General features: G+C 69.6%; 9 protein-coding genes. 3 read left to right on the forward strand and 6 right to left on the reverse strand.

Annotated elements, in window-relative coordinates:
- Nucleotides 1-3: 3 nt before the first annotated feature.
- Nucleotides 4-642: a papain-like cysteine protease family protein gene (locus ACGFU7_RS00930; RefSeq protein WP_393690973.1), complete on the reverse strand. Its 639-nt coding sequence runs from the start codon at nt 640-642 to the stop codon at nt 4-6.
- A 231-nt stretch (nt 643-873) separates the two neighbouring features.
- Here ACGFU7_RS00930 and ACGFU7_RS00935 point away from each other — a divergent pair, with 231 nt between their 5' ends.
- On the forward strand, nt 874-1,800 hold the full coding sequence (locus ACGFU7_RS00935) for a hypothetical protein (protein ID WP_393690975.1): 927 nt from the start codon (nt 874-876) through the stop codon (nt 1,798-1,800).
- 18 nt (nt 1,801-1,818) lie between these two features.
- On the opposite strand, the gene ACGFU7_RS00940 is transcribed toward ACGFU7_RS00935, so the two are convergent.
- Together ACGFU7_RS00940 and uvrA are read right to left on the reverse strand one after the other, a co-directional pair.
- Nucleotides 1,819-2,247, reverse strand: a complete 429-nt coding sequence (locus tag ACGFU7_RS00940) for a Rieske (2Fe-2S) protein (protein ID WP_393690976.1) — start codon at nt 2,245-2,247, stop codon at nt 1,819-1,821.
- A 526-nt stretch (nt 2,248-2,773) separates the two neighbouring features.
- Complete coding sequence (gene uvrA, locus ACGFU7_RS00945) at nt 2,774-5,818, reverse strand: excinuclease ABC subunit UvrA (RefSeq protein ID WP_393690978.1); 3,045 nt, start codon at nt 5,816-5,818, stop codon at nt 2,774-2,776.
- A gap of 175 nt (nt 5,819-5,993) precedes the next feature.
- On the opposite strand from uvrA, the gene ACGFU7_RS00950 reads away from it, so the two are divergent.
- Both ACGFU7_RS00950 and ACGFU7_RS00955 read left to right on the forward strand, forming a co-directional pair.
- On the forward strand, nt 5,994-6,683 hold the full coding sequence (locus ACGFU7_RS00950) for a maleylpyruvate isomerase family mycothiol-dependent enzyme (RefSeq protein WP_393690980.1): 690 nt from the start codon (nt 5,994-5,996) through the stop codon (nt 6,681-6,683).
- Nucleotides 6,684-6,693: 10 nt separating this feature from the next.
- Nucleotides 6,694-7,350: an MBL fold metallo-hydrolase gene (locus tag ACGFU7_RS00955; RefSeq protein WP_393690982.1), complete on the forward strand. Its 657-nt coding sequence runs from the start codon at nt 6,694-6,696 to the stop codon at nt 7,348-7,350.
- Between the two features lie 144 nt (nt 7,351-7,494).
- On the opposite strand, the gene ACGFU7_RS00960 is transcribed toward ACGFU7_RS00955, so the two are convergent.
- The 3 genes from ACGFU7_RS00960 to ACGFU7_RS00970 form a co-directional block, all read right to left on the reverse strand.
- On the reverse strand, nt 7,495-8,499 hold the full coding sequence (locus ACGFU7_RS00960) for a TerC family protein (protein WP_393690983.1): 1,005 nt from the start codon (nt 8,497-8,499) through the stop codon (nt 7,495-7,497).
- A gap of 256 nt (nt 8,500-8,755) precedes the next feature.
- A complete protein-coding gene (locus ACGFU7_RS00965; protein ID WP_393690985.1) occupies nt 8,756-10,699 on the reverse strand; it encodes a TerD family protein in 1,944 nt (647 codons plus the stop codon).
- A gap of 148 nt (nt 10,700-10,847) precedes the next feature.
- Nucleotides 10,848-11,426, reverse strand: coding sequence for a TerD family protein (locus ACGFU7_RS00970; RefSeq protein ID WP_073747806.1), 579 nt, complete (start codon nt 11,424-11,426; stop codon nt 10,848-10,850).
- Nucleotides 11,427-11,521: the final 95 nt, after the last annotated feature.

The raw sequence follows: 11,521 nt of genomic DNA on the forward strand, positions 1-11,521 counted from the left end.
CCGTCACGCTCCGATCCGGTAGAGCGAGTGGGTCCAGGAGAACTCGTCGTTGCTCACGTACCAGGCGTGCGAGGCCCAGTTGTAACGGTTGCTGGAGGGCCATGGATCGCCCCAGTAGACCCAGCTGTTCGCGTCGTCGTACCCGTACAGGACATGCATGTGGCCACCGCCCGCCGACCACTGGATGCGGGTCTCGACGGGGCGTCCTGCGGCGATCTCGGCCTGGACGGTGGGGAAGCGCAGCCAGCCGGTGACGTACGAACCGGGGTTGATGCCGGCCCAGTACAGACCGTCCTGGACATTGCCGAGCGAGGCCTGCGAGTTGGGGCACTCGTAGCCCTGGGAGCGGCCGAAGGCGGCGTTGCAGAACTGGTTCTGCGAGTAGGTGCGGCCGAACCAGGTGGCGATGGTGTTGCCGGCTGCCGCCCAGCACCAATTGGTCTTCTGCTGGGCCTGCATGGTGATGTTCAGGCGCTGGGTGGCGGCGATGCCTCTGTCTGCGGCGGTGGTGCCTTGTGCTGCCGGGGCGGTCGTGGTGGGGGTCTGCACTGCTGAGGCGGTCGCCGTCGGTACGGCGAGCAGTACGGCGGCGAGGACGGCCGTGATCGGGAGTCGTCCCGGCCGGATTCTTCGGTTGCGCATTGCGTTCCTCCCAATACAGGGGGGTGTGTGATCGGAGGAGCGCGTCCGGACGCTGTCCGAGGAGCATCAACCGTTGTCGGGGACGGGTCAACACGCTTCAATGCGGGGGAACACCGCGGTGTGAACGGCGTGACGGATACGTGAACGGATCTCCCCCGGCCACCTGCGGCACCGCCCCCCACCGATGCGGCCTCCCCACCCCGCGTCGTGAACGTTCACCTGGAGGTCCTCATGCAGCACACCGAGGCCGAGCTGGCGCAGGTGCTGCACACCGGCCCGTTCCATCTGGCGCTGCGCACCGCACTCTCGCTGCGCGGGCTGCCGCTCCAGCGGGTGCAGCACCATCTCGCACACCGCGGGGTCAAGGTCGGGGTGACCAGCCTGAGTTACTGGCAGCAGGGGGCCAGGCGCCCGCAGCGCGCCGAGTCCCTGCGGGCCGTGAAGGCTCTGGAGGAGGTGCTGGAACTGCCTGGGAACTCGCTGCTCCGGCTGCTGGAGACCGGGAGCGGCCGCGTGGACGCCGACCGTCCGGCCGCGCGTTCGTACCGTTCCCTGATGGAGGCGTCCGGTGCGGTGGAGCGGTTGCTCGCCACGATGGGGTCACCGATGGACGGCGGGCTGCACACGGTGGGCCATCACGAGCGGATACGGATCGGGCCCGGCCGGGAGCTGCGGCGACGGAAGTCGCAGCATGTGGTGCGTGCGCACCGGGACGACATCGACCGCTACCTCGCCGTCTACCGGGGCGATCCCGGCTGCGATCCGGCGCGGGTGGAGGTGGCGGCCCGGGAGAACTGCCGGACGGGGCGGGTCCGCTGGGACCGGGAGACGGGGGTGCTCGTCGCGGAGCTGCTCTTCGACACCCGGCTGAGGGCGGGTGACACGTACCTCTTCGGTTACGGCTTCGACGACGCCACGGGAGGGCCGTGCGGCGAGTACGTACGCGGCTTCAGCTTCGGCGGCGGACAGTACGTGCTGCAGGTGGGCTTCGACGAGGCCGCGCTGCCGGTACGGTGCCGGAGCTTCGCCCAGGTCTCGGCGGGTGCGCCGCGCGGCGCCCGTACGGATCTCACGCTCACCGGCCGGCACCGGACCGTTCACCTGGTGGAGCAGGGGGTTCGGCCCGGCCTGGTCGGCATCGACTGGGACTGGGAGTGAATCCGTCCCCGCGGGGCGTCAGGCGTCGGGGCCCGCGACGAGCCTTCCGCCCTCGACCTTGACCGGGACCGCGGGCAGCGGCGCGGTCGCCGGGCCGTGCATCGCCTTGCCGGTCGTCGTATCGAAGTGGCTGCCGTGGCAGGGGCACTTCCCCACGTTGTCCTCGACCTTGTCCAGCAGGCAGCCCGCGTGGGTGCACTGGGCGCTGAACGCCTTGTACTGACCCTTGGCCGGGCACGTGACGATGACCCGCTGGTCGCGGTAGAGCTTGGATCCGCCGACCGGAACCTCTTCCGGCGCGCCGAGCTCGACGGGGGCGGTCGGCGTCGGAGTCTCGGCGTGGCCGAGCTTCGATTCGGTCGAGCAGGCGGCCACTCCCAGCCCTGCGGCGCCGGCGAGAACGGCACCCTTCAGCACGGTACGGCGGGCGGCGGGCTGGCCGGGCATGCGGTCTCCACTGGTCAGAGGGGGGGCAGGGTGCAGAGGGTTACCAGAGGCAACTGAGGCACCGGGAGTACCAGGGGTACCGCGGGTATCAGAGCCATCGGTGACAGAACCGACGATACCGGCGGAGATCGGAGGGTCGATGGCCGGGCCACCCAAGTCCGATCGTCCCTGGTCAGGGGGACAGGGACGGTTGGGCAGGGGTCACCGGGGCACGCGGAGGCGTACGGGCACACAGGGATGTCCGGGCGCGCCGGGGCACCCTGGGACGTTCGTGCGTGGGGCGCAGCCGGGGCACCCTGAGACGTTCGTGCGTGGGGCGCAAGGGTGGGAACACACACACCTCACTGAGCTCCGGTGGGGGCGCGCAGCCGTACCGGGAGCTTCGGCGAGGGCCACCCTGGGACGTGCAGGCGTGGGGCAGAGAGCGGGTGGCGCGCAGCCGCAGCGAGGCCTGTAGCGAGGGCTCCCCGTACCGGCAGAAGCGGCGGCCCCCGGAGTCCGGGGGCCGCCGCCGGGCGCGGGGCCGTCAGGCCTTGCGCGCGCGGGTTGCCTTCTTCGCCGCAGCCGTCTTAGCGGGGTTGGCCGTGGCGGACTTGGCGGCCTGGCCCGCACTCGTCCTGGCCGTGGCCGTCTTCCTGACCGGGGCCGACTTCGCGGCGACCGCCTTCTTCGCGGCCACCTTCCGCATGGGCTTGCGCGCCGCGGGCACCGAGGCTTCGCTCACCCGGTCCGGGTCCAGGATGCCCTGGAGGAACTTGCCGGTGTGGCTGGCCGGAACCCCGGCGACCTGCTCCGGGGTTCCCTCGGCGATGACCAGACCGCCGCCGTTGCCCCCCTCGGGGCCCATGTCGATGACCCAGTCCGCGGTCTTGACCACATCGAGGTTGTGCTCGATGACGATCACCGAGTTCCCCTTGTCGACCAGCCCGGACAGGACCTTGATGAGCTTGCTGATGTCCTCGAAGTGCAGACCCGTCGTCGGCTCGTCCAGGACGTAGACCGTGCGGCCGGTGGAGCGCTTCTGCAGCTCGCTTGCGAGCTTCACACGCTGTGCCTCACCGCCGGAGAGCGTCGGCGCGGACTGGCCGAGCCTGACGTATCCGAGGCCGACCTCATGGAGCGTACGGAGGTGACGGGCGATCGTCGGGACGGCCTCGAAGAACTCCAGGCCCTCCTCGATCGGCATGTCCAGCACCTCGGCGATGGACTTGCCCTTGTAGTGGACCTCCAGGGTCTCCCGGTTGTAGCGCGCTCCGTGGCAGACCTCGCACGGGACGTACACATCCGGCAGGAAGTTCATCTCGATCTTGATGGTGCCGTCGCCGGAGCAGTTCTCACAGCGGCCACCCTTGACGTTGAAGGAGAAGCGGCCCGGCAGATAGCCGCGCACCTTCGCCTCCATCGTCTCCGCGAACAGCTTGCGGACATGGTCGAAGACGCCGGTGTACGTGGCCGGGTTGGACCGGGGCGTACGGCCGATGGGCGACTGGTCGACGTGCACCACCTTGTCGACCTGGTCATCCCCGTCGACCCGGGTGTGGCGGCCGGGGACCGACTTGGCGCCGTTCAGCTCGCGTGCCAGGTGGGTGTAGAGGATGTCGTTGACCAGCGTCGACTTTCCGGAGCCCGAGACACCCGTGACGGCCGTGAGCACGCCGAGCGGGAAGGAGACGTCGATGTCCTGGAGGTTGTTCTCCCGGGCGCCGTGCACCGTGAGCCTGCGCGACGGGTCGACGGGGCGCCGGATGTCGGGCATCGCGATCGACTTCTTGCCGGTCAGATACTGGCCGGTGATCGACTCGCTATTGCCCAGCAGCTCCTTGAGCGATCCGGAGTGGACCACCTTGCCGCCGTGCTCACCGGCGCCGGGGCCGATGTCGACGACCCAGTCGGCGACCTTGATGGTGTCCTCGTCGTGCTCGACGACGATGAGCGTGTTGCCCATGTCGCGGAGCCGGACCAGGGTCTCGATCAGCCGGTGGTTGTCCCGCTGGTGCAGACCGATGGACGGCTCGTCCAGCACGTACAGCACGCCGACCAGGCCGGAGCCGATCTGGGTGGCCAGCCGGATGCGCTGGGCCTCGCCGCCGGACAGGGTGCCTGCCGCGCGGTTCAGCGACAGGTAGTCGAGGCCGACGTCGACCAGGAACCTCAGCCGCTCGTTGACCTCCTTCAGCACCCGTTCGGCGATCTTCTTGTCGCGGGCGTTCAGCTTCATCCGGCCGAGGAATTCGGCGCACTCGCTGATCGACATCGCGGAGACCTCGGCGATGGACTTCTCCATCACCGTGACCGCGAGGACGATCGGCTTGAGCCTGGTGCCCTCACAGGTCGGGCAGGGCACCTCACGCATATAGCCCTCGAAGCGCTCCCGGCTGGAGTCGCTCTCGGCCTCGGAGTGCCGCCGCTTGACGAACTGCACCGCTCCCTCGAAGGCGGGGGTGGTGTAGGCGCGCTCGCGCCCGTAGCGGTTGCGGTAGCGGACCTCGGTCTGGATCTTGTGGCCGTGGAGCAGGGCCTTCTTGGCGCGCTGCGGCAGTCCGGCCCACGGGATGTCCGTACGGAATCCGAGGGCTTCGGCGAGCGCGCCGATCAGCCGGCCGAAGTACTCCTTGGTGTGGCCGTGCGACCAGGGGTGGATCGCGCCCTCGTCGAGCGACTTCTCCTCATCGGGGACGATCAGCTCCGGGTCGACCTCCATCCGCGTACCGATACCCGTGCAGTCGGGGCAGGCACCGAAGGGCGAGTTGAAGGAGAAGGAGCGAGGCTCCAGCTCCTCGAAGGAGAGGTCGTCGTACGGGCAGTAGAGGTGCTCGGAGTACATCCGCTCACGCTCGGGGTCGTCCTCGGGGAGGTCGACGAAGTCGAGCACGACCATGCCGCCGGAGAGCCCGAGCGCGGTCTCGACCGAGTCGGTCAGCCGGCGCTTGGCGCTGTCCTTCACCGTGAGACGGTCGATGACCACCTCGATGGTGTGCTTCTCCTGCTTCTTCAGCTTGGGCGGCTCGGAGAGCTGGATGGTCTCGCCGTCGACCCGGGCCCTGCTGTAGCCCTTGGTCTGCAGATCGGCGAAGAGGTCGACGAATTCGCCCTTGCGCTCGCGCACCAGCGGCGAGAGCACCTGGAAGCGGCTGCCCTCGGGAAGGCCGAGCACCTTGTCGACGATGGCCTGCGGCGACTGGCGCGAGATGGGCCGGCCGCACTCGGGGCAGTGCGGCTTGCCGATCCGGGCGAAGAGCAGCCGGAGGTAGTCGTAGACCTCGGTGATGGTGCCGACCGTCGAGCGCGGGTTGCGCGAGGTCGACTTCTGGTCGATGGAGACAGCGGGCGAGAGGCCCTCGATGAAGTCGACGTCCGGCTTGTCCATCTGGCCGAGGAACTGGCGGGCGTACGAGGAGAGGGACTCCACGTAGCGTCGCTGGCCCTCGGCGAAAATCGTGTCGAACGCGAGCGACGACTTGCCCGACCCGGAAAGCCCGGTGAAGACGATGAGGGAGTCGCGGGGGAGGTCGAGCGAGACGTTCTTGAGGTTGTGCTCGCGAGCGCCACGGACGATGAGACGGTCGGCCACGCCGGTCCGCACCTTTCTTGAGAGAAGTGGGGGAACTGAGCCCCTGTCCCAGGGTATGGGGGGCGCCACAGCGATGTACGAAGCTTTCGACTCCGAGCGTATAGCACGCGCATTCGATTTACGGACGGTCGCAGACTCCTTCACCCGAATGAGTGGCGAGGCTAGGCTCAGCCTCATGATTGATCATGCGCACGACCTGGGCGCCGTACGTGAAGCGACCGATCGACTGCTCAGCGCCACCGGGAAACTGGACGACGCCGCACTCGCCGAGCCGTCGCGATTGCCGGGCTGGAGCCGCGGTCATGTCGTTGCGCACCTCTCTCGTAACGCCGACGCCCTCGTAAATGTTCTCCGGGGCCGGCCGATGTACGCAGACAGCGAAACCCGCGACCGCGACATCGAGCGCGACGCACCCCGGCCGAAGGGCGAACAGCTGGCCGACCTGGCCGAGAGCGCGGCCCGCTTCGTGGACGCCGCCTCGGCCCCGGCCGACTGGTCCCGCACGGTCACGATGCGCAACGGCGTGACCGACTCGGCCTCCCGGATCCCCTTCCGCCGCCGCATCGAGGTCGAGCTGCACCATGTCGACCTCGGGATCGGCTACGAGCTGGAGGATCTCCCGGACGAGTTCGTCAGCCGGGAGATCGACTTCCTCGCCGAGCGGTTCGGCGGACACCCCGATGCCGTGTCCACGGGTGTGGCCGCCGACGACGGCCGGCTCTGGACCACGGGCGGCGGCGCGGAAGGCGGTCCTGTCGTGGTCCGTGGCACGGCGCCGGAGCTGCTGGGCTGGCTTTCCGGGCGCCGCGACGGGTCGGCACTGACCGTCGACGGCGGCCCCCTTCCCGTACTGCCCCCGCTATAGGCTGAGACGTATGACGTACAGCGGAGCGGTCAAGGTCGGCGGACGTGCGGATGTACACGAGTTGACGGATCTGATGATCTCCAAGGTCGCCGTCGGCCCGATGAACAACAACGCCTATCTGCTGCGCTGCCGGGCCACCGGCGAGCAGCTCCTGATCGACGCGGCCAACGAGGCCGGGACCCTGCTGCAGCTGATCGGGGACGACGGCATTACGTCCGTCGTCACCACCCATCAGCACGGCGACCACTGGCAGGCGCTGGGCGAGGTGGTGGCGGCCACCGGCGCGCGGACGTACGCGGGGCGGTACGACGCCGAGGGCATCCCGGTCCCGACCGATGTCCTGGTCGACGACAACGGCACGATCCAGGTGGGCCGGGTCGCCCTGACCGCCCGTCACCTCGTCGGTCACACCCCGGGCTCCATCGCGCTGATCTACGACGACCCGCACGGCGCCCCGCATCTGTTCACCGGGGACTGCCTCTTCCCGGGCGGGGTCGGCAATACGCACAAGGATCCCGAGGCCTTCGCGAGCCTGCTCCACGATGTGGAGACCAAGCTCTTCGACCAGCTGCCCGACGAGACCTGGGTCTATCCGGGCCACGGTCACGACACCACACTCGGCGACGAGCGTCCGCAGCTGCCGCAGTGGCGCGCCCGCGGCTGGTGACGGCAGTCGCAGGGGCGTTCTCCACTCGCGCAAGCACCGGCTCCACCCATGCAAGCACCGGCCGAGGCGGGCAACGGACAGTTGCGCGCCCCGGCCGGTGCCGGTTTCTGCCGGGCCGGACGGCCACCGGGCCGTCCGCCGCGGTCAGGCGTCGATGCTGGAACCCTCGTCCGTGAACTTGTCCGCCTCCGCGGCCGCCTCGGCCTGCGCCTGCTTCTTGTTGGCGATGAGGCTGGTGATCGTGGTGATCACCAGCACGCCGCAGATGACGCCGAGCGAGACCGGGATGGAGATCTCGGGGACGTGCACTCCGGACTCGTGCAGTGCGTGCAGCACCAGCTTCACGCCGATGAAGCCGAGGATGACCGAGAGACCGTAGCTGAGGTGGACCAGCTTCTTCAGCAGACCGCCGATCAGGAAGTACAGCTGCCGCAGCCCCATCAGAGCGAAGGCGTTGGCGGTGAAGACGATGTACGGGTCCTGGGTCAGGCCGAAGATCGCGGGGATGGAGTCCAGGGCGAACAGCACATCGGTGGTGCCGATGGCGAGCATGACGACCATCAGCGGCGTCAGGACGCGCTTGCCGTTGTTACGGATGAAGAGCTTGGTGCCGTGGTACCGGTCGGCGACCCCGAAGCGGCGCTCGATGGTCTTGAGGAGTCGGTTCTCCTCGAACTCCTCCTCTTCCTCGTCGCCCCGCGCCTCCTGGATGAGCTTCCAGGCGGTGTAGATCAGGAACGCGCCGAAGATGTAGAAGACCCACGAGAAGTTGGCGATGACGGCGGCACCGGCGGCGATGAAGATCGCTCGCAGCACCAGCGCGATCAGCACACCGACGAGCAGCACCCGTTGCTGGAGGTGGGAGGGGACCGAGAACTTCGCCATGATCAGGACGAAGACGAAGAGGTTGTCGACGCTGAGCGACTTCTCGGTGATGAAGCCGGCGAAGAACTCGCCCGAGGCCTGGCTCTCGCCGAAGACCAGCAGGCCGAGTCCGAAGAGCGCGGCCAGTGCGATCCAGACGATCGTCCAGATTCCGGCTTCCTTGGTCGTCACGTCATGGGGCTTGCGCCCGATGAAGAAGTCGACGGCAATAAGGGCTGACAGACCAAGAATGGTCAGCACCCAGAGGGTCCATGAAACGTCCACTGCGCCTCCGGCAGTTCGCTACGGCTACTGATCAGCGTCGTCGCTGCCGGAGGTCTCTTCCACCCGGGTGCACGGGCTGCGCACCACGGGCCGGCGCCCCGGGACCGGTCACAGTCCGTACTGACGGGCACGCCGCGTATGGGAATACTCCCCTCCGTCCAAAGAACAGTACAGGGAACACCAAGGAAAGGTAAAGGTGAGGGTAAAGATCTTTCAAAAGAGCAGGTCAGGGGCGGTAAGACATAGTTGCTGCCGCTCAGGGGCGACGGGGGTGACGGGCCGCGGCCACCCTGGCGAGCACCTGCTCAACCACCCGACTGCCGGGTGGCATCCTCAGCGGCTCGTACGTCCAGGCGTGGCCCACCCAGGGATCGGCCAGGTGGTCGTCGGCGACCGGGGTGATCCGGAGCAGCGAGCGCCACAGCGGGTCGAGCACCGGCCCGTACGCACTGGCGTCCTCGCGGTCCGCGACCATCAGCAGATGGACGCCGACCGAGGGCCCCTCGTCGGCGAGGTAGCGCAGTTGGGTGACGGCCCGGTCGTCGAAGCCGTGCGGGAAGTCATTGACGATCAGCAGCTGCTCGCCCGTGTCCAGGTCCGGCGGAAGCGAATCGGCGGCGCCGGCCCGGATCGCCATCTGCACCAGGTCGACGCGCCGGGTGAGCTGTGCGAGGACCGAGGCCACTCCCGCGGCTCCGGCGGCGGGCGGCCCGGCGAGGGCCCCGGATCCGACCAGGGGGGCGAGCGCTCCGGCCGCCGACCCCGCGGGATCGATGACATGGACGGAGAACTCGTCGGCCGGGTAGACGGCCAGCAGCCGGGCCGCGTGCGCGACCGCGTTCTCCATGGCCAGGCGGCGCAGTTGGGCGGTGTCCATCAGGGCCGCGGCGTCGGAGGCCGTACGGCCGCTGTCGACCCAGATCCCGCGCTCCAGAGGGAGCCGGACCAGCAGCGGGATGCGCAGGTCGGGGCTCTCGGGCAGATGGAGGTCGCCGATGCGCAACGCCATGGGGATCTCCATCGGGACGCGGTAGGCGTGCCAGACGGGGTTGTCCCATCCCGCGTACGCGGCGGGGAGTGCGGGTTCCACCACGGCAGACTCGGCGGCGAGCTGGGCGAGGTCGCGATCGAGGACCTCGCGGGCCCGGGCGGTCAGCTCGTCGCGCTTGGCACGGGCCTGTTCGCGGGCCCGGTCGCCCGCGCCGCCGATCCGGTTGCGCGGGTCGGACAGGGTCCGGTCGAGCTCCTGGTCCATGCGGGACTCGGCGAAGTCGACAGCGCTGCGGTACGCGGCGGTGGTGCGGGCCAGGTCCTCGAACATGCCCCAGATCTGGTTGTAGAGGCGCTCCTCCATGGACCAGCCGGTCGCGTCCCCGGCAACGGGCTCGGCGGGGCGGCCAGGCTCGGCGGGCGGCGCGGTGGGAGGGGGCGGCGGGGGTGCGGATGACTGGCGGCGCGGGTGCGCGTAGTTGATGGGGCCGCCCGTCGTGGCCGCGGACGCCGGGGTGGTGGGCTCGGCGAGCGGCTCGGCGGCCGTCGGCGGTGCGACGGGAGGCCGGCGGCCGTCCGAGGGCGGTATGGGGCCCGTGCCGTGACCGACCCGGTCGGCGTCCGGGGTGCGCGGCGGGGGCGGTGCGACCGAGCGGGCCATCGCCCGGGCGACGGCGTCCTGGATCGAGTGGGCCAGCTCGGCCGCCTGCGTCAGGCCCTGGTCGGCGAGCATGGCGGCGAGGCCGCCCGCGTAGCCCTGACCGACGGCGCGGACCTTCCAGACGTCCTGGCGGCGGTAGAGCTCCAGGGCGGTGACCGCGGACTCGGTGTCCAGTCCGGTGAGGGTGAACGTGGCGATCTCCGTACCTTCGAGCCCGGTGACGGCGACGAACGGTGAGGCGACCGCGCCGAACCGGACCGGGCCGCCGACGCCCGTGGGCAGGGCCAGCAGCACGGTGACCCGGTGCACCGAAGCGGGCAGGGCACCGAGGTCCACGGCGAGCCGGTGGTCGGCGGCGGCCTGTCCGGACACTTCGAGCCCGGGCAGCTGGGGCGATCCCGGGTGGGCGATCCACTCGGTGCCGTGCACGGTGCCGTTCTCGTCGCCGAGCGTGGCACCGGCCACGACGGGCGTGCCGGCCGATACGCGGATCTCCAGACGGGTCTGGGGCAAGGTGTGGTTCTGCCCCCGGACCAGTTCGGCCGTCATTGCCCTGTCCCCTCGATGAGTTGCTGCTGCGCGGTGCGGTGTCGTGCGGTGCAGTGTTGAGCGGTGCGGCGCGATGTGGTGCAGCTCCCGGCGGCCGATGCCTCCGGGAGCTGCGCGTACCGATATCGACCAGCTGGTCCGGCCGTGCCTACAGGTGCGGCAGGATCGCCGGCATCAGGTCCTGGAAGGTGCGGCCGTTGGCCGGGTTGCCGAGGGCGGTCATCTGCCACCCGTTCCCCGAACGGTGCACCTTCGCCATGATCTGGGCGGTGTACTGCCCGCCGCCGTCCAGCGTGTAGCGGGCGAGCTCCTGGCCGTTGGTCTCGTCGACGATGCGGCAGAAGGCGTTCTGCACCTCCTGGAACGTCTGGCCGGTGAAGGAGTTCACCGTAAAGACGATCTGGTCGATGTGGACCGGCACCCGCTGCAGATCGACGAGGATCGCCTCGTCGTCGCCGCCCGAACCGGCGCCGCCGACCAGGTTGTCCCCGGTGTGCTTGACCGAGCCGTCGTCACTGACGAGGTGGCGGAAGAAGACCACGTCGACCGGCTGCTTGTCGGCGAACAGCACCGCCGAAGCGTCGAGGTCGATCTCCCTCGTACGTGAACCGAACAGACCGCGGCGCGGCGCCGCCTGCCAGCCGAGCCCCATCCGCACCGCGGTCAGGGTCCCCCCGTCGCTCTTCTGCAGGCTGATGGCCTGACCCTTGGTCATATTGACCGTCACGCGCTGTCCCCTCTCCGCTTGCCCCGCAACCGTCCGTGCGCGGTTTTCCAGCACCCTACGCAGTCGCGCCGAGGACGCGGCCGCTTGGGGTGTTT

Source organism: Streptomyces sp. NPDC048473 (assembly GCF_043200155.1).
Classification (GTDB): Bacteria; Actinomycetota; Actinomycetes; order Streptomycetales; family Streptomycetaceae; genus Streptomyces.

Bases quoted from the DNA above. Each gene is read 5' to 3' on its own strand.
- ACGFU7_RS00930 (WP_393690973.1), bottom strand. From the start codon at position 642: ATGCGCAACCGAAGAATCCGGCCGGGACGACTCCCGATCACGGCCGTC.
- ACGFU7_RS00935 (WP_393690975.1), top strand. From the start codon at position 874: ATGCAGCACACCGAGGCCGAGCTGGCGCAGGTGCTGCACACCGGCCCG.
- ACGFU7_RS00940 (WP_393690976.1), bottom strand. From the start codon at position 2,247: ATGCCCGGCCAGCCCGCCGCCCGCCGTACCGTGCTGAAGGGTGCCGTT.
- ACGFU7_RS00950 (WP_393690980.1), top strand. From the start codon at position 5,994: ATGATTGATCATGCGCACGACCTGGGCGCCGTACGTGAAGCGACCGAT.
- ACGFU7_RS00955 (WP_393690982.1), top strand. From the start codon at position 6,694: ATGACGTACAGCGGAGCGGTCAAGGTCGGCGGACGTGCGGATGTACAC.
- ACGFU7_RS00965 (WP_393690985.1), bottom strand. From the start codon at position 10,699: ATGACGGCCGAACTGGTCCGGGGGCAGAACCACACCTTGCCCCAGACC.